At 72.1% G+C, this 24,222-nt stretch carries 18 protein-coding genes and 2 pseudogenes; 12 read left to right on the top strand and 8 right to left on the bottom strand.

What is annotated here, in order from left to right; all coding sequences use genetic code 11:
* From AB0E62_RS13140 to AB0E62_RS13130, 3 genes are all read left to right on the top strand, one after another.
* Complete coding sequence (locus tag AB0E62_RS13140; RefSeq protein ID WP_362191755.1) at positions 1 to 5,988, top strand: SDR family oxidoreductase; 5,988 nt, start codon at positions 1 to 3, stop codon at positions 5,986 to 5,988.
* Positions 5,985 to 8,375, top strand: a complete 2,391-nt coding sequence (locus AB0E62_RS13135) for a KR domain-containing protein (RefSeq protein WP_362191753.1) — start codon at positions 5,985 to 5,987, stop codon at positions 8,373 to 8,375. Before AB0E62_RS13140 ends, AB0E62_RS13135 begins: the two co-directional genes overlap by 4 nt.
* Before the next feature lie 102 nt (positions 8,376 to 8,477).
* Entirely contained in the window at positions 8,478 to 8,897 is a 420-nt protein-coding gene (locus AB0E62_RS13130) for an ester cyclase (RefSeq protein ID WP_362191751.1), read from the top strand.
* 57 nt (positions 8,898 to 8,954) lie between these two features.
* On the opposite strand, the gene AB0E62_RS13125 is transcribed toward AB0E62_RS13130, so the two are convergent.
* Positions 8,955 to 9,434, bottom strand: a complete 480-nt coding sequence (locus AB0E62_RS13125; RefSeq protein WP_362191749.1) for a nuclear transport factor 2 family protein — start codon at positions 9,432 to 9,434, stop codon at positions 8,955 to 8,957.
* A gap of 136 nt (positions 9,435 to 9,570) precedes the next feature.
* On the opposite strand from AB0E62_RS13125, the gene AB0E62_RS13120 reads away from it, so the two are divergent.
* A complete protein-coding gene (locus AB0E62_RS13120) occupies positions 9,571 to 10,491 on the top strand; it encodes an SDR family NAD(P)-dependent oxidoreductase (protein WP_362191747.1) in 921 nt (306 codons plus the stop codon).
* The gene (locus tag AB0E62_RS13115; RefSeq protein WP_362191745.1) at positions 10,488 to 11,918 is read left to right on the top strand and encodes a cytochrome P450; all 1,431 of its coding nucleotides are present in this window, start codon (positions 10,488 to 10,490) and stop codon (positions 11,916 to 11,918) included. The genes AB0E62_RS13120 and AB0E62_RS13115 overlap by 4 nt, the downstream gene beginning before the upstream one ends.
* Before the next feature lie 644 nt (positions 11,919 to 12,562).
* Here AB0E62_RS13115 and AB0E62_RS13110 read toward each other — a convergent pair.
* Entirely contained in the window at positions 12,563 to 13,462 is a 900-nt protein-coding gene (locus AB0E62_RS13110) for an alpha/beta hydrolase (RefSeq protein WP_362191743.1), read from the bottom strand.
* An 85-nt stretch (positions 13,463 to 13,547) separates the two neighbouring features.
* Here AB0E62_RS13110 and AB0E62_RS13105 point away from each other — a divergent pair, with 85 nt between their 5' ends.
* On the top strand, positions 13,548 to 14,138 hold the full coding sequence (locus AB0E62_RS13105) for a TetR/AcrR family transcriptional regulator (RefSeq protein ID WP_362191741.1): 591 nt from the start codon (positions 13,548 to 13,550) through the stop codon (positions 14,136 to 14,138).
* Positions 14,139 to 14,345: 207 nt separating this feature from the next.
* Positions 14,346 to 15,260 carry a HipA family kinase gene (locus tag AB0E62_RS13100; RefSeq protein WP_362191739.1) on the top strand — a complete coding sequence of 305 codons (915 nt, stop codon included), beginning with the start codon at positions 14,346 to 14,348 and terminating at the stop codon, positions 15,258 to 15,260.
* 59 nt (positions 15,261 to 15,319) lie between these two features.
* Here the strand turns inward: AB0E62_RS13100 and aceB are convergent, their stop codons facing one another.
* Together aceB and AB0E62_RS13090 are read right to left on the bottom strand one after the other, a co-directional pair.
* A complete protein-coding gene (gene aceB, locus AB0E62_RS13095) occupies positions 15,320 to 16,945 on the bottom strand; it encodes a malate synthase A (protein ID WP_362191737.1) in 1,626 nt (541 codons plus the stop codon).
* A 184-nt stretch (positions 16,946 to 17,129) separates the two neighbouring features.
* Positions 17,130 to 17,738, bottom strand: a complete 609-nt coding sequence (locus AB0E62_RS13090) for a nucleotidyltransferase family protein (protein WP_362191797.1) — start codon at positions 17,736 to 17,738, stop codon at positions 17,130 to 17,132.
* Positions 17,739 to 17,911: 173 nt separating this feature from the next.
* Between AB0E62_RS13090 and AB0E62_RS13085 the strand changes: the two genes are divergently transcribed.
* Positions 17,912 to 18,199, top strand: a complete 288-nt coding sequence (locus AB0E62_RS13085; protein ID WP_362191795.1) for a DUF5955 family protein — start codon at positions 17,912 to 17,914, stop codon at positions 18,197 to 18,199.
* Positions 18,200 to 18,455: 256 nt separating this feature from the next.
* On the opposite strand, the pseudogene AB0E62_RS13080 reads toward AB0E62_RS13085, so the two are convergent.
* Positions 18,456 to 18,806 (bottom strand): annotated as a pseudogene (locus AB0E62_RS13080) (DUF6234 family protein); the annotation flags it as partial.
* 62 nt (positions 18,807 to 18,868) lie between these two features.
* Positions 18,869 to 19,669, bottom strand: coding sequence for an IclR family transcriptional regulator (locus AB0E62_RS13075; protein WP_362191735.1), 801 nt, complete (start codon positions 19,667 to 19,669; stop codon positions 18,869 to 18,871).
* Positions 19,670 to 19,944: 275 nt separating this feature from the next.
* Here AB0E62_RS13075 and allB point away from each other — a divergent pair, with 275 nt between their 5' ends.
* From allB to AB0E62_RS13060, 3 genes are all read left to right on the top strand, one after another.
* Complete coding sequence (gene allB, locus AB0E62_RS13070) at positions 19,945 to 21,282, top strand: allantoinase AllB (protein ID WP_362191733.1); 1,338 nt, start codon at positions 19,945 to 19,947, stop codon at positions 21,280 to 21,282.
* A gap of 39 nt (positions 21,283 to 21,321) precedes the next feature.
* Positions 21,322 to 22,437 (top strand): allantoicase, encoded by a 1,116-nt coding sequence (gene alc, locus AB0E62_RS13065; protein WP_362191731.1) that lies wholly within the window; start codon positions 21,322 to 21,324, stop codon positions 22,435 to 22,437.
* A gap of 127 nt (positions 22,438 to 22,564) precedes the next feature.
* The gene (locus tag AB0E62_RS13060; protein WP_362191729.1) at positions 22,565 to 23,374 is read left to right on the top strand and encodes an AIM24 family protein; all 810 of its coding nucleotides are present in this window, start codon (positions 22,565 to 22,567) and stop codon (positions 23,372 to 23,374) included.
* Between the two features lie 83 nt (positions 23,375 to 23,457).
* Here the strand turns inward: AB0E62_RS13060 and AB0E62_RS13055 are convergent, their stop codons facing one another.
* Together AB0E62_RS13055 and AB0E62_RS13050 are read right to left on the bottom strand one after the other, a co-directional pair.
* Positions 23,458 to 23,853, bottom strand: a complete 396-nt coding sequence (locus AB0E62_RS13055; protein WP_362191727.1) for a ribonuclease domain-containing protein — start codon at positions 23,851 to 23,853, stop codon at positions 23,458 to 23,460.
* A gap of 39 nt (positions 23,854 to 23,892) precedes the next feature.
* Positions 23,893 to 24,090, bottom strand: coding sequence for a hypothetical protein (locus tag AB0E62_RS13050; protein WP_362191725.1), 198 nt, complete (start codon positions 24,088 to 24,090; stop codon positions 23,893 to 23,895).
* A gap of 7 nt (positions 24,091 to 24,097) precedes the next feature.
* Between AB0E62_RS13050 and AB0E62_RS13045 the strand changes: the two are divergent.
* A pseudogene (locus tag AB0E62_RS13045) lies at positions 24,098 to 24,217 on the top strand (DNA-binding response regulator); the annotation flags it as partial.
* Positions 24,218 to 24,222: the final 5 nt, after the last annotated feature.

Genomic DNA, 24,222 nt, shown 5'->3' with positions numbered 1-24,222 from the left:
ATGAAAGACCTCACCGGCAAGGTGGCCCTGGTCACCGGCGGGTCGAAGGGGATCGGGAAGGCGATCGTGCGGGAACTCGCCGCACGCGGTGCCGACATCGTCCTCAACTACTTCCACTCGCACGACCAGGCCAAGCAGACCCGTGACGAGCTGGTCGCCGAGGGCGTCCGGGTCGACCTGATCCGTGCCTCGGTGGCACGGCAGGAGCAGGTCGACCGGATGTTCGCGGAGATCGACCGGCTGCACGGCCGCCTCGACATCCTGATCAACAATGCGGCAGACGGCGCCCTGCTCCCGCTCGAGCAGACCACCGACGCCCACCTCGACAAGGCCCTCGACACCAACCTCAAGGGCGGACTGCGCTGCGCGCGGGCCGCGGCACCGCTGATGGGCAGGTCGGGCGGCGGCTCCATCGTCACGGTCTCCGCACTGGGCGGCTCCCAGATGGTGATGGCCAACTACCTCGCCTGCGCACCGGCCAAGGCCGCGGCCGAGGCCGCCTCCCGCTACCTCGCGGTCGAACTGGCACCGCTGAACATCCGGGTCAACACGGCCTCCGCCGCCATGCTGAGCAGCGAGGTGGCGGACAAGTTCCCCCGGGCCGCCGAGATGCAGGAGGTCATCGCGCGGGCCACACCGCTGGGGCGGCTCGGCACGCCGGAGGAGTTCGCCTCCGTCGTCGCCTTCCTCGCCTCCGACGAGTCCCGGTGGATCACCGGCCAGGTCATCCTGGCCGACGGCGGCCTCACCCTCGGCGCGTCCCTGCTCTCCCCGCCGGCGCCCGGCGCGGCGCAAGAGCCGCCGGTGGAGGAGTCGCCGGTGGAGGAGTCGCCGGTGGAGGAGTCGCCGGTGGAACGGTACTCGGCGGCGCGGGAGACGGCCGAAACCGTACGGCCCGCGCTCGTGTCCGTGCCCGAGGCGGAGCCCGAGCCCGAGGACGGCGACGACGTGATCGCCATCGTCGGCATGGGCATGGCCGTGGCCGGGGCCAACAGCCCCGAGGAGTTCTGGAAGCTGCGGATGACGGGGGACGAACTCTTCGTCAAGGTCCCCCAGGACCGCTGGCAGCACGAGAGCTTCCACTCGCCCGACCTGGCGGCCGAGGACAAGGCGTACGCCGACCGCTGCGTCTTCATCACCGGCTTCACCCCCGCCGAGGGCGCCCTGGACGGCATGCCCGGCGGCGCGGACCAGCAGGAGCTGACCACGCAGTGGCTGCGCCACAGCCTGGTGCAGGCGCTCGACGGGGTCAGCCACAGCCCCACCGACAGTGCCTCCTTCGTCATCGGCTACACCCCCGACGGCAGCCAGCACCTGGAGGAGGCCGGGGTCCTGCAGAGCCTGACCCGGCTCACCCACGGCATCGTCGACGACCTCGACGTACCGGCGGGGGAGCGGCAGGGACTGCGCGACGACATCGACGAGGCGCTGGCCCGGCGCTACCGGCGCGGCGGGCAGGACCCCGCGCGCTTCCTGCCGCACCGGGTCGGCGAGCTGGCGATGGAGGGCATCCTCCCGCCGTCCACCGAGCTCCACATGGTCGACACCGCGTGCTCCTCGTCCCTCTACGCCATCGACATCGCGGCCAAGGGCCTGCTGATGGGCAAGCAGGACATCGCCGTCTGCGGCGGGGCGTTCGCCCTCGCGCCGCGCGGCACGGTGCTCTTCTCCAAGCTCCAGGGGCTCTCCAAGAGCGGCAAGGTGCACGCCCTGGACGAGAGTGCCGACGGCGTCATCTTCGCCGACGGCGCCGCCCTCGTCGTCCTCAAGCGGCTGAGCAAGGCGCGGCGCGACGGCGACCGTGTCCTCGGTGTGCTGCGCGCCTTCGGCTCGTCCTCCGACGGCAAGGGCAAGGCGATCTACGCCCCGAACTCCGACGGGCAGAGCCTCGCCGTGCGGCGCGCGCTCGACGCCGGCGAGGTCGACGGCGACGACGTGCAGTGGATCAACGCGCACGCGACCGGCACGCCCGCGGGCGACCTCGCCGAGTTCACCACCCTGCGCGAGCACTTCGGCACCTCCCGGCCCACCGTCGTCACCTCCAACAAGTCCCTGATCGGACACACCGGCTGGGCGGCCGGCGTGGTCTCGCTCATCGAGAACCTGAAGGGCCTGGAGGAGCACACCATCCCCGGGCAGTTCCGCTTCAGCGCCCCCCGCGCCGACTTCCGGCTCGAGGAGACCGAGCTGGAGGTGACCTCCGAGCCGCGGCAGTGGCCACAGAGCGCCGAGGGGCCCCGCCTCGCGGCCGTCTCCGGCTTCGGCTTCGGCGGCACCAACGCCCACCTGATCGTCTCCGAGCCGCTGCCGCCCGCCGAGGCGGCGGAGACCCCCGTCACCAAGACCCCGGACACCGAGCGCCGGGTCGCCATCGTCGGCTGGTCCGCCCACCTGCCCGGCCTGGACGGGCGCGACGAGGTCGCGAACTGGCTGTCCGGTGGCCGCCGGCCGCTCGACAGCTTCGGCGCCGACTACCCGCCGCCGCCCTTCAGCAAGGTCCGGCTCCCTCCGAAGACGATCCGCGCCCTCGACCGCTGCCAGCTGATGATCCTGGAGTGCGCGCACCAGCTCCGCGACCAGATGCCCGACTTCTGGAGCGAGCAGGCCGCCAAGACCGGCGTCTTCGTCGGCCACATGGGCCCCACCCGGGCCGCGATGCTCTACGCCAACCGTTGCTACCTCGACGACGTCGAGCGGGCGCTCGCCGACTCGCCGCGGGCCGGTTCCGCCGCCGTGCCGCGGATCCTCGACCGGCTGCGCGAGCAGGTGCGTTCGATGATCCCGGAGTCCAACGAGGACTCCTTCCCCGGACAGATGCCCAACATCATCTCGGCCCGCGTGTCGAACTACTTCGACCTCCACGGCCCGAACATGACGATGGACTCCGGCTTCGCCTCCGCCCTGTCGTCGATCACCTCCGCCAGCCGCTACCTGCGCACCGGTGAGCTGGGCTTCGCGCTGGCGGGCGGCATCAACGGCAACAGCCTGCCCGAATACCGGTCCCTGATCGGCGAGCTCCTCCCGGAGCACGCGACGGAACTGGCCGAAGGGGGCTTCCTCTTCGCCCTCACCACCGAGGAGCGCGCCGAGCGCGCGGGCCTGCCGGTCCTCGCGTACGTCGACGAGGCGTTCGGCGGCACGGAGACACACCGGGACACCCTGCTGTGCGGCTCCTCGGCCCCCGAGAACGCCCGCTATCTGGGCGCGGCCGGGGGACTGGCCGTCCTCAGGGCACTGCACGGTCCCGCGGGCACGGTCGTCCTCTCCAGCGACGAGGACGGCACCGCGGCCGGTGCCCGGCTCCGGCTGACCGTGCCGGGCGAGCCCGCCGAGGCCGCGGACAGGGCCGGCTCCGCCCCGGCCCAGGACACCGGCACGACCACGGGCACGACCACCGGCACGCTCCCCGAGGGCTTCCTCTCGCAGGAGCGCACGGGGGCCGGCACGCCGCTGCGCGTCCGCCGCCACGTGCCCGTCCTGGAGGCCGTGCCGCCCGTGACCGTACGGGAGGCGATCCCCTTCCTCGCGGCCGGCACGGCCGTCGTCACCGACGCGCCCGGCCTCCTCGCCCGTGCCGCGGGCCGGGACGCCACCGGGCTCACGGTCCTGTCCACCACCCCGCTCGACGCCCCGCGCCCCGGCTGGCACCACCTGCCCGAGGTCACACCGGAGGCCGTACGCGAGGCGCTGGCGGGCTCCGGGAAGCCGGTCACCCGACTGCGGGTGTTCAGCGACCTGAGCCGCGCGGTGGCCCCCGGGCAGGCCCTCACCGAGGGCTCACCGGCGCTCCTCGCCCTGCACAGCGCCGCCTACCTGGCCGTGCAGCACGCCTACGAGGACCTGTCGGGACCCGGCTCCTCCCTCGTCGTCCTGCTCCAGGGCGCGGTGTCCGACGGCACCCCGCATCCCTTCTCCGGCCTGTTCACCGGCCTGCTGAAGACCGCGGGCCTGGAGCTCCCGGACGCCGCCGGCTTCGCCCTGCTGACCTCGGCCACCGACACCGGCGAGGCCGTGGAGCGGGTCGAGGCGGAGAGCCGGGCGCGGCGGGACTTCCCCGTCGTCGTCGACGCCGACGGCGTCCGCCTGGTGTACCGCCTCAAGGACGAGCCCAACGACCTGGGCGCGGACACCCCGCTCGTCCTCGGCCGGGACTCCGTGGTCGTCGTCGCCGGCGGCGCCCGGGGCATCACCGCCGAGGTGCTCAAGGCGCTCGCGGAGCGGTTCGCCCCGCGGATCTACGTGCTCGGCAGCAACTCCCTCGACAGCTACCCGCCCTCGGTCTACGCCGGGAGCGACGAGGAGTTCGCGGCGGGCCGCAAGGCGTTCATCTCCGCCGAGCTCGCCAAGCGCGGGGGCCGGACGGTCGCGAGCATCAACAAGGAATTCGACCGGATGGTCAACGCCCGCACCGCCCGGCAGAACCTCGACGCGATGGCCGCCCACAGCGGCGCCGGCCGGGTCACCTATCTGACCTGCGACACGCGCGACAGCGCCGCGGTCGAGAAGGCGATCGGCCGCGTCCTCGCCGAACAGGGCCGCGTCGACCTGCTCGTCAACGCCGCGGGGCTCCAGCGCTCCGCGCTCATCAGGGACAAGGACTACGCGGAGTTCACCTCCATCCGTGACCTCAAGGTCGAGTCCTACCTCAACCTGAAGCACGCGCTGCGCTCCGCGCCGCCCCGCCTGTGGTGCAACTTCGGTTCCCTGCTCGGCTACTTCGGGCAGCTCGGGGAGGCCGACTACGCCTCGGCCAACGACTTCCTGGCCAGCGCCTCCACCTACGCCGCGGCCACCACGGACCACGCCGAGGTCACCATCGGCTGGACCCTGTGGGCGAGCGTCGGCATGGGTGCCAACGAGCTGACGAAGGCGTACTACGAACGGGCCGGCTCGTACAGCAACATGCCGGTCCCCGAAGGCGTCCACCACTTCGTGCGGGAACTGCACGCCCCCGTGCGGCGGCCCTCGGTCGTGCACCTGGGCGAGGCCGAGCACGCCACGGTGGAGACCTTCTACCCCGGCTACCTCACCGGCCGCGACCCCGGCTTCTTCCTGCGCCGCGTGGTCGAGTCCGACACCAAGTCCGCGGTGTTCGAGTGCCGCTTCGACCTGGAGACGGACGGCTATCTGGAGCACCACACCGTACGCGGCGAACCGACGCTGCCCGGCACCTTCGTCACCGAGATCGCGGCGGAGGCCGCCCGGCACCTGGTGCCCGGCAAGCACGTCATCGCCTTCGAGGACCTGCGGTTCGAGCACTTCCTGCGCGTCTACCGCGACCTGCCGGCCCGGCCCAAGCGCATCAAGGCCGAGATCACCGGGGAGCAGGGCGACGCCACCGTCGTACAGGTCCTGGTGACCGAGGACGTGGTCGCGCCGAGCGGCGCCGTCCTGATCGCGGACCGGGTGCACTTCGCGGCCCGCGTCCTGCTCGCCGACGCCTTCCCGGCCGCGCCCCGCTGGGAGCACTGGGACACCGCCGACGACACCCCGGTGCCTGACCCGTACCACCAGCCCGGCGCACCGGTGAAGCTGACCGGCCCCTTCGTCTCCACCGCCGACACCCGCATCCACCCCCAGGGCAAGCGCGGGCGCTACGCCCTGGCGCTCCCCGAGGACGACCCCGCGTGGGCGCGGTTCACCGTCCCGTGCGTCCTGCTGGACGGCCTGGCGCGGGTCGGGGTGCTGGACCTCGTCGACGGCCACCTCGTGCCCGTCGCGGCACCGCTGGCGATCCGCCGCATCGACCTCTACGAGGAGGCCAACGACCACGTGCTGTCCACCGGCGAGGACCGGATCGACCTCTACGCCACACCGCCCGGCTTCGACCTGGCCGCCGACCGCGTCGACAACCGCTTCGTCGCCACCCGGCCCGACGGCCGCATGCTCCTCCAGATGAAGGACCTCCAGGCGACCTTGATCGGCTACGTCGACGCCCGCACAGGCGAGGCCGTGGCCCTCGACGCGCCCGACCGGAAAGGGACATGACCATGGAGTCCCCGCAGACGACGGCCGGGCCCGCCGCGAAGGACACCGCGGTCCAGCCGATGACCCGCATGGTGTGGCAGCTCACCAGCCTGCCGCAGCGGCCCGGCGGGCCCGCCCGGCTCACGGGCATGCGCGTGCTGCTCCTCGCGGACGGAGAGGAGCGGGCCGAGGCCGCCACCGCCGTCGAGCGGGCCCTGACCGAGCGCGGCGCCCTCGTGCGCCGGCAGGCGCCGGGCGGGCCCGTGGACGCGATCGTCGACCTCACCGTCGGCCGCGTCCCCGGCGACGACGGCCTCGGGGAGGTCTGGCGGGAACCGCTGCTGCGCACCGTCGGCGCCCTGCGCGAGCACTACGACGACTGGGCCGAGGAGACCTCGGCGAGCCGCCTGTTCTACCTCGCCGTCACCTATCTCGGTGGCGGGATGGGCCACCACCCGCAGGACGACCTCGCGCAGCCGCTGGGCGGCATCTGGGCGGGCCTGGCGAAGACGCTGCACCGGGAGTTCCCCAACTGCAACGCCCGCGTCGTCGACACCGCCCTGTCCGCGGTGGACGACCTGCCCGGCATCGTCGCCGCCGAGCTGGGCAGGCCGGGCGAGCTGGAGGTCGGCTACCGCGACGGCCAGCGCCTGACCCTCACCCCCTCCGCCCGCCCGGCCGGCGAGCCCGTCGTCGAACTCGGCCCCGACGACAGCGTGCTGATCTCCGGCGGCGGCCGGGGCATCGGCTGGGAGCTGGCCCGCACCCTCGCCGAGCGCCACGGCCTGCGGGTCGTCGTGACCGGCCGGGAGCCCTTCCCCACCGGTGACGAGCCGTGGGCCGGCATGGACGAGGCCGAACTGAAGGTCTACGAGAAGCAGGTGTGGGCCGACAACCGCGGCCGCCCGCCGGCCCGGACCCGGCGGGACATCGCCCGGATCCGCCGCCTGTGGGAGCTCGCGGCCAACGTCACCGGCGCCCGTGCGCGCGGGCTGCGCGTGGACTACGCCCAGTGTGACTTCACCGACCGCGACCAGGTCCGCGAGCTCGTCGCCCGCGAGGGCGCCACCCTGACCGGAGTCGTGCACAACGCCGGGGTCGACACCGCGGCACGGCTGCCCAAGAAGACGGACGACGAGATCCTCGCCACCGTCCGCACGAAGATCGAGGGCTTCGCCCACCTCTTCGGCGAACTCCGCGGCCACCCGCTGAAGTTCTTCTGCAGCGTGGGCTCCCTCACCGGGCGGCTGGGCGGCATGGTCGGCCAGCTCGAGTACGCCGCGGCCAACGAGGGGCTGGCGCGCCTGGGCCGCTGGGCGAGCGGCCGGGCCGGCTTCCCGGTGATGACGCTCGCCTGGCCGACCTGGGACCGCATCGGCCTGATCGCCAACTTCTCGGCGACGCTGCGCTACATGGCCGCCATCGACGTCACCGACGGCCTCGCCAAGTGGCAGGCGGAGCTGGCCGCGGGTTCCGACGGCGAGGTCACCTTCGTGGGCCCGCTGGGCGCGGCGATCGACCCGGGGCAGGCCATCGGCTACCCCATCGTGCCCGACCTGCCCGGCTTCACCGACACCTTCCCGAAGATCTACCACCTGGGGGAGGTCGTCACCTACCGGCCGCACAGCCGGATGGTCTCGCGCGTCACCTTCGACCGCGAACGGGCGCCCGTCCTGACGGACTTCCTCATGGGCGGCGTCGAGGCGGTGCCGGTGAGCCTGCTGCTGGAGAGCGCGGTCCGGGGCGCCGAGTGGATCGTCCCGGAGGACTTCCCCGCGCTGCGCGTCGACTGCCTCGAGGAGATCGTCGTACCCCTGGAGCTGCTGCGCCTGGACGGTCCCACCACCGTCTGGGAGCGGGAGATCACCGGCACCCGCGAGGGGCGCACCTGGGTCGTCGACGTGTCCTTCCGGCGGCCGGACGACGGCCCCGACGGGCCGCGGGCGAGCCTGCGGGTCGTCTACGAACCGGGGGACACGCGCTCGCCCGCCCCACCGCGGCCGGCCGTCGCGCGGACGACCACCTGGCGTTCCGGGCCGCCGATGCTGCGCTGGCGCTCGTCGGTGGTCCCGGCCGCCGCCTGGACGCAGCTGCCCGACGGCCGCTGGTCGGCCGAGGTGCGGCCGTGCGCCTCCAACGACCTCTGGGCGACGCCCAGCGTGCCGCGTACGGCGCTCGCCGTATCCGTCCTGGAGAACGTCGTGCGGCTGTGCGCGAAGGCGCTGGCGGGCCTCTCGGTGGCCGTCGACCCCTTGGTCGTCGGCCGGGTCACCCTGCATTCCGAGGAGCAGGGGAATTCCGTCGTCGAGGGTGATCCGGCCCTCGGGGTGTGGCGCGCGAAAAGCGTGGTGTCGGGGCTTCCCGTACTCACGGTCACGGGTTTTCCCAGGCCGCTCGGAAACGGTTGACATAACCAGCGGGCAATGCCACCGTCATGGCATTGCGGAGTCGTCGCCGTATGCCCCTGGAATAAACATCGAATTCTATCGAGAGAAATGGGAGTGGTTCGCATGTCGACCTTGCAGCAGAACAAGGCGGTGTTGGAGCGCTACTACGAGGAGTGCCTCAACAAGGGAAATCTCGACGTCATCTACGAGGGCGCCGGTGACGACCACATCAGCCACGGCACCGCGCCCAACGGCAAGGAGGGCGTGGAGCACCTCAAGGAGTGGGTGCGGCTCCAGCGCGCGTCCTTCCCCGACCTCAAGGTCGTGGTGGACGACTGGATCCTGGAGGGCGACAAGGTCGTCAGCCGGTTCACCGCCAGCGGCACCCACACCGGTGAGCCCTACGAGGGCGTGCCGGCCCTCGGCCGGGAGTTCTCCGTGAGCGGGATCGTCATCGACGAGTTCCGCGACGGGATCATCGTCGAGAGCTGGTTCTCGCTGGACGGCCTGGAACTGGCCAAGCAGCTCGGCGCCCTGGGCTGACCCGGCCCGGCCCCGGCACCACGCGGTGGTGGTGCCGGGGCCGGCGGGGCCCGCGCGTCAGCCGCGCCGGACGGCGCGCGCGTCCGCGTCCGTGATGGGCGCGGCGTGCGCCTCGGCGTTTCCGGAGGCGGCGATGGCGTCCAGGGCGCGCTGGAGGACGACGGTGTCCTCCAGGGTGTGGATCTCGGTGATCCGGCCCCACTTCAGGTAGAGGAACTGCGTCATGACGTTGTCGTAGCGGGTGCCGTCCGGGAGCGGGCCGCCGATCTTCACCCGGGTGGCCACCTTGGTCAGCCAGGGACCGCCGGAAATGATGATCTCCAGCGGTTCGAAACGGGCGTCCGGAATGAGCCGGAAGACCCGCTCCCACCACAGGCTCATCGCTTCGCGGGTGTGCCGTTCCCCGGACAGCGCGTGCTCCCCGTAGAAGACATAGGTGAATTTCGGGGCCAGCGTGTCCACCATGGACTGCCAGTCTCCGGAGTCGATCTGAGCAAAGGCTTTGCGTAATTTTGCGGCAACGATTCGGTGATACATGCGGATCCTTTCCCGGGTCCTTCGGATCTTTTTTCGGCAACCCTGAACGCCGCGCTGCGGTGCCCTCATTGATACCACGAGAACCCTTGCGGGAACACACCTCGCAGTGGGGTGCGAGAAAAGGCGGGAGAGTTTGATGACGTCTCCGATTTCGGTGCTGATCACCGGCTGTTCATCGGGTATCGGCCGGGCCACCGCGCGGCGGCTGCACCGGTCCGGCATGGTCGTGTACGCCACCGCCCGCAGGCCCGAGACCCTGGCCGAGCTCACCGCCGAGGGCATCCGGACGCTGGCGCTGGACGTCACCGACGAGGAGAGCGTGCGCGCGGCCGTCGCGGCCGTCGAAGCGGAACACGGCGCGGTCGGCGCCCTGGTCAACAGCGCGGGCTTCGCCGTCTCCGGGGTCGTCGAGGAGGTCGGCATCGAGGACATGCGCCGGCAGTTCGAGACCAACGTCTTCGGGCTGGCCCGGCTCAGCCAGCTGGTCCTCCCCGGCATGCGCGCGGCGGGCACCGGCACCATCGTCAACGTCTCGTCCATCTTCGGCCGTTACGCCGTCCCGGGCGGCGGCTTCTACCAGGCCTCCAAGCATGCCGTCGAGGCGCTCAGCGACGCCCTGCGGCTGGAGGTCGCCGACTTCGGCGTCCGCGTGGTGCTGATCGAGCCGGGCCCGGTCCGCACCACCGACTTCGGCGCGACGTACGTGGCGAACCTCCGCCCCGTCAGCGAGGTCTACGCGGACTTCCGCCGCCGCACCGCCGAATACTTCGACGCCATCTACACCGGCAGCCGCCGCACGCTGGCCGGCACCTTCGCCATCCAGGCCGACGACGTGGCCCGCACGATCGAACGCGCGGTCCGCAGCAGCCACCCGCGCGCCCGTTACCCCGTCGGCTTCCTCGCCCACAGCACCCTCGCGCTGCGGCGGCTGGCACCGGATGCCGTCTTCGACAACCTCTTCGTGCGGCGCGCCTTCCCCGTGCCGGGCAAGAGCGCCCGGCCGATCCCGCCCCGGCCCGTACGGACCGTCACCACCACCCGTAAGGACGCACGATGACCGTCACCACCGCCGGCCCCACCGCCACCGCCCCCGGCCCCAAGGGCGTGCCCGTCCTGGGCAGCCTCGGCTCCTGGCGCCGCAACACCGCCGAATTCCTGCTGGGCCTCCAGCGCGACCACGGCGAGGTCGTGCGCATGCGCCTCGGACCCATGACGGTCCATCAGGTCACCAGCCCCGAAGCCGTGCGCCGCGTGCTGGTGGAGAACAACGGCAACTACGTACGCGGCCCGCTCTACGAGCAGTTCGGCGTCGTCATGGGCAAGGGACTGCTCACCACCGACGGCGAGTTCTGGCGCGGGCACCGCCGCGCGGTCCAGCCGGTGTTCCTCAAGAACGCCGTCGCCGACATCATCCCCAACATCGCCCGCGCCACGACCGAGATGCTCGACGAGTGGGAGGGCAAGGCCGCCCGCGGCGAGCCCGTGGACCTGATGACGGAGATGCTCCGGCTCACCCTCGTCACCCTCAGCCGCTCGCTGTTCGCCTACGACATCAAGCCGTCCTCCCGCGTGCTGAAGCTCATCGTCGACGACGTCGTCGAGGTCATGTTCCGCCGCGGCACGGCCTCGGAGATGCTGCCCTCCTGGGTGCCCACCGACCGGCAGCGGAAGATCGCCCGCATCCACCGGGTCTTCGACCGGATCGTCGCCGATGTCCGCGCGGGCTACGCGCGCACCGGCGAGGGTTCGCTGATCTCCCTGATGGAGCAGGCCGAGGACCCCGCCACCGGCCGCCCCTGGACGGACCAGCAGATCCGCGACGAGCTCCTCACCGTCTACCTCGCGGGTCACGAGACCACCGCCGTCGCGCTCTTCTGGACCCTGATCGCCATCGCCGAGCACCCCCACGTCCAGGAGGAGGTCGACGGCGAGATCGGCCGCGTGCTCGGCGGCACCCTGCCGGACGCCCGGAGCGCCGAGGAGCTGTCGTACACCAGGATGGTGGTGGACGAGAGCCTGCGGATGCACCCGCCGATCTGGATCTTCCCGCGCGCCGCCGTCGGCCCGGACACGCTCGACGGCTACGGCATCGAGGCGGGCTCCTCCATCCTGCTCTCGCCGCTGGTGTCGCACCACAACCCCCGCTACTGGGACAACCCGATGGCCTTCGACCCCCAGCGCTTCACCCCCGAGGCCGTCAAGGAGCGCCCGCGCATGGCCTACTTCCCCTTCGGGGCGGGCCCGCGGCAGTGCGTCGGCAACTTCATGGCCCTGCTCGAACTGCGCACCATCGTCGCGATGATCAACCAGCGCTTCCGGATCAGCCGCGTCCCCGGCGACTCCCTCCAGTACGGCTCCCCGGTCATCTCCCTGCGCCCGCTGCGCGACGTCATGGTCCACGTGCACTCACGCGACGTGCGGCCTTCCCCGTCGACGGCGGAGTCCGCGCCACTCACCTGCCCGGTGCGACACGGGAAGGACTGAGGCGGGGGCGAGGCCCCGGACCCGGGGGCCGCACCCCTTTGACGGAACGAGTGCTGAGACTGCTTCGTCGGCGTCGACCGACGGCAGTCGCGCGCGGAACAGGGCCCGGGCGGCGGCCGGTCACGCTTGGTCACCATGCCCGCTTCACGCAAGGTCAGTATGAACGCGGCAGGGCGCGGGGGACGCAGGAGCGGTAGTGGATCACTGCCCGCCGGAGCGGACTGGACGCTTCCGTCGAGGAGTTGGCCGAACAACTCCAGGAGGTCCAGGCCGAGCGGGACGACCTGGCGATCGCGGAGCGGGCCGAACCGCCTGGCCGGGCAGGCGGACAGTCCTGCTCATCCCGCACCGCGGCGACGCGGCCGACGAGGGCGGGCTGTCCGGCGACTACCGCAAGATCCTGGCGATCGCGCGGGGGGCGGACGCCCCGGCGCAGGCCAGGGCGGTCGGCGAGCGGCCGGGGCTGGACGCCTCGGTACGCGGCAGGCCGGCACCCTTGCGGGCGAGGATGACCCAGCTCGCCGGCCGGGGCTGACTGCATCAGCGGGGTGACGGGCGGTTCACGGGCCGTCCGTAGGCGCGCGGGGCGGCCCCGTGACCGACGCGCCCCCGACGGCAAGGGGGATCGCCCTCCGGTGAGAGCGCTAACGGCCGCTGAAGAAGTCGGTGAGGGCGGCGGCGACGGCCTCGGGCTGCTCCTCGGGGATGTAGTGACCGGCGTCGGGCACGATGACGCCGGTCACGTTCTCGGCCCACGGGCTGATGGAGGCCGCCATGTCCGGGATCGAGCCGTGGCTGCTGGAGATCGCGAGGACGGGCACGGTCAGTCGCCGTTGCCCGAGTGCCGCGCGGTTCTTGCGCGCGGACTCGGCGGCGTCGCGGTAGCAGGCGAGGCCGGCGCGCAGGCCGCCATCGACGGCGAGGGCCGCGGCGTAGTGGTCGAGCTCCGCTTCCTCGAACGCGTCGGGCGCGAGGGACTTGGTGTTCAGGAACCAGCTGATGTACTCCCGCTCGCGGCCGGCTATCAGCGTCTCGGGAAGGCCGGGCACCACGTGGAACGCGAAGTGCCAGGTCTTGAACGCCAGAGCCGGGTCGAGGGGGATCGCTTCCGGCATGGTGATGCCGGGAATCCCGGCGTCGAGCAGCGCGACCCCGTGCAGCCGGCTCTCGTGGTTCAGGGCGAGGGAGAAGGCGACCCAGGCGCCGATGTCGTGCCCCGCGAGCCAGTAGTCCCGCACGCCGAGAGCGTTCACGGCGGCCTGGATGTGTGCGGCGACCGTGTGCGTGTCGTAGCTGAGCTCCGGATGCTCGGAATGGCCTTGGCCCGGCCGGTCGATCGCTATGACCCGGAACCGATCGGCGAGAGCCGGCATGACCTTTCGCCAGGCCCACCACGTCTGCGGGAACCCGGTGAGCAGGACGACGGAGGGTCCGTCCGGCCGTCCGCCTTCGACGGCGTGCAGGCGGACGCCGTCGGCGTCGACCCAGCGGTGCGTGAATCCGGCCAGGTCGTGCAGGGGCAGGGCGGGGACGGGGTTGGTCATGGGAATCCTCCATCGAGGCGGGTGGACCGTGATCCGACGCTAGCACGTCTTGAACTGATCAGTTCAAGATGGGAGGATGGGCCGCATGGCAGGCAAGAAGCAGTTCGACATGGACACGGTGCTCGACGCCGCGATGATCCAGTTCTGGCGCTCCGGCTACGCCGACACCTCGCTCGACGACCTGTCCCGGGCGACCGGCCTGAACCGCAGCTCGATCTACTCCTCGCTCGGCGACAAGGAGGCGCTCTTCCTCCGCTGCCTGGATCGCTACGCCACGCGCTACGGCGACAAGTACGACGCCGCCCTCTCGTGCGCGGCCGAAGACCCCGTCGCCGCCGTCCGCGCGTTCTTCGAGGTCACCCTGGGGCGCATCGCCGATCCCGCCGTGCCCGACGGCTGCCTGATGGCCCAGTCGGTCATGGCGAGTCCGGCGCTGAGCCCGAGGGTCGCAGAGCAGGTCAAAGAACTGTTCGGCCGCCAGCGCCCGCGCGTGCGCACCGCGCTGAAGGCCGCCGGGATGTCCGACGAGAACGCCGAGGACTTCGCCGTACACGTAGCGGCCGTGAACCAGTCTCTCGCCGTGATGGGCAGGGCCGGGGCGAGCCCGGAGCAACTCCGGGCGATCGTCAGCGTGACCGTCGACGCGCTCGCGCGGACCCTGAGACCGGTCGGATAGCTGCCATGCCGCATCCCCGCCCGAGAGTCACAGGCGCTTCTCAATGCTCGTCGGGGCAAGACAGATGGCTGACGTAGCCGGCGCCGGCCTTGGCGGGCTGTCACCCTTCGTTACTATGCTCACTTCGTGCCGGAGGTTGGTAGCAAGGGGCGTACCCCTTGAAGTGATCATGGAACGCAAGGTCAACGAGCGGGGGAGTCTCCGGAAATGCTGAGAGAAGTCACCGCCACCCGCTACATCGAGCCCCTGCGCTCCGGCGGCTCCGTCCCCGGTGTCGTGGAGGCCGATGACCTCGGCACGTACGTCGTGAAGTTCACCGGTTCCGCGCAGGGACACAAGGCGCTGGTCGCCGAGGTCATCGTCGGGGAACTCGCCCGGGCGCTCGGGCTGCGGTTCCCCGAGCTGGTGCTGGTGCGCTTCGATCCCGCCATCGCCGCCGCCGAGCCGCACCAGGAGGTGCGCGACCTGCACGGTGCCAGCGCGGGCGTGAACCTCGGCATGGACTATCTGCCCGGCGCCCGGGACTTCACCCCGGAGACCGCCCGGGCCTTCCCGGTGGATCCGCTGGAGGCGGGCCGGATCGTCTGGCTGGACGCGCTGACCGTCAACGTCGACCGTACGGTCCACAGCTCGAACCTGATGGTCTGGCCCACGCTCGGCACCGCGCCGGCCCGGCTGTGGCTCATCGACCACGGTGCCGCCCTCGTCTTCCACCACCGCTGGGACACCACGGCCCCGGGCAGGCGCTACGACTTCCGGCACCACGCCCTCGGCCACTACGGCCCCGACGTGCGCGCCGCCGACGCCGAACTGGCGCCGAAGGTGACCGAGGAACTGCTGCGCGGGATCGTCGCCGAGGTGCCGGACGCCTGGCTCGCCGAGGACGCCGGGTTCGCCACGCCCGACGACGTCCGGGACGCCTACGTCGGCTATCTGCTGGAGAGGGTCCGGCTCTCGGCCGAGTGGCTGCCCACCGACTTCCCGAGCCGTGAACAACTCGCCGCGGAGGAGGCCGCCCGCGCGGTCCGGACCCAGGCGGGCCGCCCGGACTGGCTGAAGCGCGTCCCCGACCTGCACGGCAAGCCGGCGGCGGAACAGGACTGGTCGGCGCACCTGGGGTGAGCCGGGAACGGCGGAAGGGCCCGGGGGAAGCCCCCGGGCCCGCACATGAGCCGTGACGGTCAGCCGCGCAGCCGCTCGTACGCCGGCAGGGTGAGGAAGTCGGCGTAGTCCTCGTCCAGGGACACCTGGAGCAGCAGGTCGTGCGCCTCCTGCCAGTGGCCGGCGGCGAAGGCCTCCTCGCCGATCTCCTGGCGGATGGCGTCGAGTTCCCCGGCGGCGACCTTGCGGGCCAGCTCCGGGGTGACCTTCTCGCCGTCGTCGAACTCGACCCCGGCGTTGATCCACTGCCAGATCTGCGAGCGGGAGATCTCGGCGGTGGCCGCGTCCTCCATCAGGTTGAAGATGGCGACCGCGCCGAGCCCGCGCAGCCACGCCTCGATGTAACGGATGCCGACCTGGACGGCGTTGACCAGGCCCTCGTACGTCGGCTTCGCGTCCAGCGAGTCGATGGCGATCAGGTCGGCCGCCTCGACGTGGACGTCCTCGCGCAGCCGGTCCTTCTGGTTCGGCTTGTCGCCGAGGACCTTGTCGAAGGACTCCATGGCGATGGGCACCAGGTCGGGGTGGGCGACCCAGGAGCCGTCGAAACCGTCGTTCGCCTCGCGGTCCTTGTCGGCGCGGACCTTCTCGAAGGCGACCTTGTTGACCTCCGGGTCCTTGCGGGACGGGATGAAGGCCGCCATGCCGCCGATGGCGTGCGCGCCGCGCTTGTGGCAGGTGCGGACGAGGAGTTCGGTGTAGGCGCGCATGAACGGGGCGGTCATCGTCACCGCGTTGCGGTCCGGAAGGACGAACTTGGCGCCGCCGTCACGGAAGTTCTTCACGATGGAGAACAGGTAGTCCCAGCGGCCGGCGTTCAGCCCGGAGGCGTGGTCGCGCAGTTCGTAGAGGATCTCCTCCATCTCGTACGCGGCCGTGATGGTCTCGATCAGGACGGTGGCGCGGACGGTGCCCTGCGGAATGCCGACGTAGTCCTGCGCGAAGACGAACACCTCGTTCCACAGCCGGGCTTCGAGGTGCGACTCGGTCTTGGGCAGGTAGAAGTACGGGCCCTTGCCGAGGTCGAGCAGCCGCTGGGCGTTGTGGAAGAAGTACAGGCCGAAGTCGACGAGGGCACCGGGGACGGGCGTGCCGTCGGCGTCGACGAGGTGGCGCTCGGTCAGGTGCCAGCCGCGCGGACGCATGACGACGGTCGCCAGCTCCTCGTTCGGCCGCAGCGCGTACGACTTGCCGGTGCGCCCGTCGGTGAAGTCGATGTTCCGGGTGTAGGCGTCGATCAGGTTGAGCTGGCCGAGGACGACGTTCTCCCAGGTGGGCGCGGAGGCGTCCTCGAAGTCGGCGAGCCAGACCCGCGCGCCCGAGTTGAGCGCGTTGATGGTCATCTTCCGGTCGGTGGGCCCGGTGATCTCGACGCGCCGGTCGTTCAGCGCGGCCGGGGCCGGGGCGACCTTCCAGGAGTCGTCCGCGCGGACGGCGGCCGTCTCCGGCAGGAAGTCGAGCGTGGAGGTGCGGGCGATCTCGGCGCGGCGCTCGGCCCGGCGGGCGAGGAGTTCGTCACGGCGCGGGGTGAACCGCCGGTGCAGCTCCGCCACGAAGGCGAGCGCCGCGTCGGTGAGGACCTCCTCCTGCCGGGGCAGGGACTCGGCGTCGACGATGGCCAGCGGGGACGGCGCTGGTGCGGACATGAGCTGTCACTTCCTTCAGCGGTGGCACCGGGTGCCAAGTGGCACGAACAGGACAGACAGCGCCCACTGTGCGGTCGGACGCTTCTGAACAGTGGATAGTAGTTTCCTCATCGTGGAACTTCAATGGTGTGTTGATGTCGAGATTCTCTGAGTCGAGCGAAGGTGGCGCTCGGTGCCACCCCGTTCACTCAAGGTGGCTCAGGTCCGCCTCGGTGTCGAGGTCGTACGGCTCGGCCACGTCCGCGCACTCCACGAGCCGCAGCTCCGCCCGGTGCGCCTGGAGGTAGGCCCGCGCCCCGCGGTCGCCGGTGGCCGCCGCGGCGACCCCCGCCCAGTGCGCCGCGCCGAGCAGCACCGGGTGCCCGCGTACCCCGTCGTAGGCGGCCGAGACCAGCGACCGCTCGTCCCGGTACGCGTCCAGCACCCGGGCCACCGCGGCCGGCCCGATGCCGGGCTGGTCGACCAGGCAGACCAGTGCCGCGCGCACCCCCGTGCCGGCCAGCGAGGCCAGGCCCGCGCGCAGTGAGGAGCCCATGCCCTCGGCCCAGTCCGGGTTGTCCACCGGCACACAGCCGTCCAGCGCGGCGCGGGCCCGCACCTCCTGCGCCGCCGCGCCCAGCACCACATGGATGCGTCCGCACCCGGCCGCGCGCAGCACCCCCGCCGCGTGCTCGACCAGGGGGCGCCCCCGGTGCGGCAGCAGTGCCTTGGGGCGTCCGCCGAGCCGTCTGCCGCCGCCGGCGGCGAGCAGCAGCCCCGCGACCGGGCCGGGCGATTCCCGGTTCTCCGTCATGGCTTGCACATACCCGGCGGCGACGAAAACCGGCCGCGTGCGCGGCGCCGGTTCCGTTGGGCTGAATTTCGGTCGGGGCTGTGGCGCTCGGGCCCACAGGTGGCGTTTACTAGCCCGCGCACAAGGGCGTGCCGACGGGGAGGGCTGCGTTGCGGAGCTTGGGGCAGAGGCCGGTGACCGGCATCGACGAGGATCCGAGAGTGGCGGAACTGCGTACCGCCGTGTCCCGGCTGCGCCGCCAACTCGCCGCGTTACCCGTGGACTTCCCCGACCGGACGACAGCCGAGGACGAACTCGCGGCCCTCGCCGCGATGGCCGCCTCAGGCGTCCCGGAGATCCCGCGGCTGCGCGCCTCCCTGCTGCTGATCGCCGGCGCGATCGGCTCGATGAGCGCGCTGACCCGGGGGCTGGCCCAGGTGCGCGCCGCCGTGGACCTGTTCGGCGAGCCACCGCGGGCCTAGCCGGCCGCCGGCGGGGCGTGTCCGCGCTTCGGCCGGGCCGTGGCCACGGCTGCGCGTCGGCCGGATGCGGCTGCGTGTCGGCGGGGAAGCGGTCGGGCCCGGGTACTGGCCGGCCGAGAGCGGGCCCCGGGCGCCGCTCGGGGCCCGGTCGCTGGTCAGTGGGTGTGCCGGCAGCCCGGTGCCGTCGGGATCTCACGGCACGCTGGTCCTCGTGGGACTGCGCCGCGGTCCCGCCGACGACGATCAGGCAGACCAGAGCGGCCATGAGGCCCTGGGTGACCACGGTGACGACGGCCCCGGCCCGCGCGGCGATCACGGCCGCCGCGCGGGCGACCGCCCCGACCGCGCCGACGGCGATCAGGTAGTGCCACAGCGGGTCGGCCGTGACGGTCGACGCCGGGTCCAGGCCGAACCCGGAGAGCCACCACAGGCCGAAGATCACGGCCAGGGCGGCCAGTTCCAGGAACACCAGCCCGCATCCGGCGCCGAGGTCGGCGCCCCGGTCGGCGGACCGCCGCGGTCGGGGGCCGCCGGTGGCGTCGAAGGCCGGTGGGGCGACGGGGAGTCCATGCCCGTCACCCTGCCCGCGGGGGCGCGCCGGGCGCATGAGTACGGCTACTCAGCCGAACCCGGGACAGCGGCCGGCCGGCCGCCCCGGCGCCGTGCCGCTCAGCCCTGGTTCTGGCTGGCCAGGGCGGCGGAGAGTTCGCGGGCGACCTGCTGGAGCGCCGGGACGATCTTCTCCATGGCCGTCTCGGTGACCCGGCCGGCCGGCCCGGAGATGGAGATGGCCGCCGCCGTGGGGGAGTCGGGCACGGACACCGCGAGGCAGCGCACCCCGATCTCCTGCTCGTTGTCGTCCACCGCGTATCCCAGCCGCCGCACATCCTCCAGCGCCGCGAGGAACCCCTCCGGCGTGGTGATGGTCTTCTCGGTGGCCGCCGGCATGCCGGTACGGGACAGCAGCGCCCGCACCTCGTCGTCCGGGACGCCGGCGAGCAGCGCCTTGCCGACGCCGGTGGAGTGCGGCAGCACCCGTCGGCCCACCTCGGTGAACATCCGCATCGAGTGCTTGGAGGGCACCTGGGCGACGTAGACGATCTCGTCGCCGTCGAGCAGCGCCATGTTGGCGGTCTCGCCGGTCTCCTCCACCAGCCGGGCCAGGTACGGCCGCGCCCAGGTGCCGAGCAGCCGGGAGGCGGACTCGCCGAGGCGGATCAGGCGGGGGCCGAGGGCGTAGCGCCGGTTGGCCTGCTGGCGCACATAGCCGCAGGCGACCAGCGTGCGCATCAGCCGGTGGATGGTCGGCAGCGGCAGGCCGCTGGCCGCGGACAGCTCGCTCAGGCCCACCTCGCCGCCCGCGTCCGCCATCCGCTCGAGCAGGTCGAAGGCGCGCTCCAGGGACTGCACCCCGCCTGCGGCGGAGGGCTGCTTGGCGGAGTCGGTGGTGCTGGCGCTGGACGTCGGCACGGCGCGTTCCTTTCGGGACTGGCGGGAGAGCAGAAGCCTACCCGGCAGTCGGTTGACTCCCCGCTTGTACGTAGCTACGTTCTGCTTGTTGGAATTCTAATTCCGCTTTGTGGAAACGTCCAGAGTGGGTGTACCTGGCATGCCACCCCGAAGGGTGCCTCTTGACGGCGGACTGGCGGAAGTGAAGACTCCTTCAACAGAACGTTGAAGTCCGTTACATGGGTGTAAATCCCGTTTTCTGGACGTGCGATACGGCGGTATGGAGAGGGGTTCGGGTGTCCGACGCTGAACTGGTGCTGCGCTCGACGCGGGTGATCACTCCGGAGGGGACGCGGGCCGCCACGGTCACCGTGTCCGGCGGGAAGATCACGGCCGTCCTGCCGTACGACGCCGAGGTTCCGGCCACGGCCCGGCTGGAGGACGTCGGCGACCATGTGCTGCTCCCCGGCCTGGTCGACACTCATGTGCACGTCAACGACCCGGGCCGCACCGAGTGGGAGGGCTTCTGGACCGCCACCCGGGCGGCGGCGGCCGGCGGCATCACCACCCTGGTCGACATGCCGCTCAACTCCCTCCCGCCCACCACGACGGTCGAGCACCTGCGGATCAAGCAGGACGTGGCCCGGGACAAGGCGCACATCGACGTCGGCTTCTGGGGCGGTGCCCTGCCCGACAACGTCAAGGACCTGCGCCCGCTGCACGACGCCGGTGTCTTCGGCTTCAAGTGCTTCCTCTCCCCGTCCGGCGTGGACGAGTTCCCGCACCTCGACCAGGACCAGCTCGCCCAGTCCATGGCCGAGATCGCCGGGTTCGGCGGGCTGCTCATCGTGCACGCCGAGGACCCGCACCACCTGGAGAGCGCCCCGCAGCACGGCGGCCCGAGGTACGCCGACTTCCTCGCCTCCCGCCCGCGCGACGCCGAGGACACCGCCATCGCGAACCTCATCGCGCAGGCCCGGCGCCTGAACGCCCGCGTGCACGTGCTGCACCTGTCCTCCAGTGACGCCCTGCCGCTGATCCGCGCCGCCCGCGCCGAGGGAGTGCGGATCACGGTGGAGACCTGCCCGCACTACCTCACCCTGACCGCCGAGGAAGTACCCGACGGCGCCAGCGAGTTCAAGTGCTGCCCGCCGATCCGCGAGTCCGCCAACCAGGACCTGCTGTGGGAGGCGCTGGCCGACGGCACCATCGACTGCGTGGTCACCGACCACTCGCCGTCCACCGCCGACCTGAAGACCGACGACTTCGCCACCGCCTGGGGCGGCATCGCCGGCCTCCAGGTGAGCCTGCCGGCGGTGTGGACCGCGGCCCGCGAGCGCGGCCACACCCTGGAGGACGTCGTCCGCTGGATGTCCGCGCGGACCGCGGAGCTGGTCGGCCTGACCCAGAAGGGCGCCATCGAGGCCGGCCGCGACGCCGATTTCGCCGTCCTCGCCCCCGACGAGACCTTCACCGTCGACCCGGCCGGCCTCCAGCACCGCAACCGGGTCACCGCCTACGCCGGCAGGACCCTGTACGGCGTCGTCAAGTCCACCTGGCTGCGCGGCGAACGCATCGTCGCCGACGGCGAGTTCACCGAACCGAAGGGGACGCTGCTCAGCCGGACCCACTGAATCCCACCCATCGAGCCCCGAAAGGAAGAACTGATCACCGTGACGGCGACACCCAGCTTCACCGGCGACGCGAACCCCTACGGAGGCGGCGACCCGTACGCGGACTACCGCACCGCCGACTTCCCCTTCACCCAGTACGCCAACCTCGCCGACCGGCAGCTCGGCGCCGGTGTCATCGCCGCCAACGACGAGTTCTTCGCCCAGCGGGAGAACCTGCTGGTGCCCGAGCGGGCCGAGTTCGACCCCGAGCACTTCGGCCACAAGGGCAAGATCATGGACGGCTGGGAGACCCGCCGCCGCCGCGGTGTCTCCGCCGAGCACCCCTGGCCCACCGCCGAGGACCACGACTGGGCGCTGGTCCGCCTCGGCGCGCCCGGGGTGATCCGCGGCATCGTGATCGACACCGCCCACTTCCGCGGCAACTACCCGCAGGCCGTCTCCGTCGAGGGCGCCTGCGTACCCGGCTCGCCGTCGCCCGAGGAGCTGCTCGGCGACGACGTGAAGTGGACCACCCTCGTCCCGCGCACCCCGGTCGGCGGCCACGCGGCCAACGGCTTCGCGGTCGGTGCCGAGCAGCGCTTCACCCACCTGCGGATCAACCAGCACCCCGACGGCGGCATCGCCCGCCTGCGGGTGTACGGCGAGGTCGTCCCGGACCCCGAGTGGCTGGCGGCCCTCGGCACCTTCGACGTGGTCGCGCTGGAGAACGGCGGCCAGGTCGAGGACGCCTCCAACCTGTTCTACTCGCCGGCCACCAACACCATCCAGCCGGGCCGCTCGCGCAAGATGGACGACGGCTGGGAGACCCGCCGCCGCCGCGACCAGGGCAACGACTGGATCCGCTACCGGCTCGTGGCCCAGTCCGCCGTCCGCGCCGTCGAGATCGACACCGCCTACCTGAAGGGCAACAGCGCCGGCTGGGCGTCGGTGTCCGTCCGGGACGGCGAGGACGGCGAGTGGACCGAGGTCCTGCCGCGCACCCGGCTCCAGCCCGACACCAACCACCGCTTCGTCCTGCCCGAGGCGGCGGTCGGCACGCACGCGCGGATCGACATCTTCCCCGACGGCGGCATCTCCCGGCTGCGCCTGTTCGGCTCGCTGACCGAGCGCGGCGCGAGCGCCCTGGCCGCCCGCCACCAGGAGCTGGGCGGCTGATCCCGGCCCGCGGGCTCGCGTGGGGCGCCCCGGCCGGACAGCACCGGGGCGTTCCGCGCGTCACCCTTCCGGACCCGCGTACGGCGGGTCCGGAACTCTTCCGTCCGCCTGACGCGTTGTCCCTCACGTGACCCTTCAGCAAGAGATCGTCGGCAACGCCATGCAGATGGCGGTCGTCAACCTGCGTCCCGGCCAGACCGTGTACTGCGAGGCCGGGAAGTTCCTGTTCAAGACGGCGAACGTGACCATGGAGACCCGGCTGTCCGGCCCGTCGGGCGGCGGACAGCAGCAGGGCGGCTCCGGCGGCATGGGCGGGCTGCTGCGCCAGGCCATGGGCACCGCCATGCAGGTCGGGCAGCGCGTGCTCGCCGGTGAGTCGCTGGCCTTCCAGTACTTCACCGCCCAGGGCGGTGAGGGCACGGTCGGTTTCGCGGGCGTGCTCCCCGGGGAGATGCGGGCGCTGGAGCTGGACGGCACGCGCGCGTGGTTCGCCGAGAAGGACGCCTTCGTGGCCGCCGAGTCCAGCGTCGAGTTCGGCATCGCGTTCGCGGGCGGGCGCACCGGCATGAGCGGCGGCGAGGGCTTCGTCCTGGAGAAGTTCACCGGGCAGGGCACGGTGATCATCGCCGGCGCGGGCAACTTCATCGACCTGAACCCGGCGGACTTCGGCGGCCGCATCGAGGTCGACACGGGCTGTGTGGTCGCCTTCGAGGAGGGCATCCAGTACGGCGTCCAGCGTGTCGGCGGCCTCAACCGCCAGGGGATCATGAACGCCGTCTTCGGCGGCGAGGGTCTGTCCCTGGCCACCCTGGAGGGCAACGGCCGGGTGATCCTCCAGTCCCTCACCATCGAGGGCCTGGCCAACGCCCTGAAGAAGGCCCAGGGCGGCGACAAGCAGGGCCCGACCGGCGGATTGTTCTCCACCCACGCCGGCTGAACGGCGAGGGCCGGGGCCCGGCCACGGCGGGCCGGGCCCCGGGGTGTGGCGCCGTTCCTCGTGTCGGCCCCGTGGGGAGGGGCTCAGCAGCCGTAGTCGACCAGGTCGAACGAGGCGTAGTGGTCCGCCGTGTAGTAGTCCTCCCGGTACTTCTCACCGGTGACGATGCGCCGGGCACCGCGGGTGGAGGAGCCCGGGGTGATCACGGTGTACTCGTGGTAGTAGCCGGACGTGTGCCGGGGCAGGACGCCTTCCCGGTTCTGGAAGACGCTCCCGTCCTGGGAGTACGGGTACGGACCGCCCTGTCCGATCAGCTTCAGGGTGTCGTGGGCCTGGGCGGGCAGAGCGCCGTAGCAGACGCTGCCGACGGAGGCCGTCGCGGCGTCCGCAGGGCCGGCGGTGACGGTGCCGCCCACGAGGAGGGCGGACAGGAGGGCGGCTGCCGCACCGATGCGCGGGGCGCGTGGGGGGAATCTCATGCCCTCATGATGACGCGCGTAGACGATGGCATGTCAATGTCAATCACCGAGTGTTTCCCGGTACGTCCGGTGATTTTCCCGGGGGTTCACCCACGGCCGCTTCCGGCTGTCCGCCGCCGCGAACAGGGCGAGCGCCGGCACCACGAGGGCGACGCTCGCGTAGACCTCGTAGCCGTCGAGGAAGGAGCGCCGCACCAGGCCCACCCGCCGGCCGGTGAACTCGTGCACCAGGCCCATGACCCCCACCGTCAAGGCCCACGTCTCCCGCGTCCTCGCCAAGCTCGGCCTGGACAACCGGGTGCAGATCGCGCTGCTGGTCTACGACGCCGGGCCGCTGGACGACGAGGGCGACGAGGGGCTGTAGGGGAC

The organism is Streptomyces sp. NPDC038707, from assembly GCF_040636485.1.
Classification (GTDB): domain Bacteria; phylum Actinomycetota; class Actinomycetes; order Streptomycetales; family Streptomycetaceae; genus Streptomyces.
This window is presented reverse-complemented; position numbering and strand designations above follow the sequence as displayed.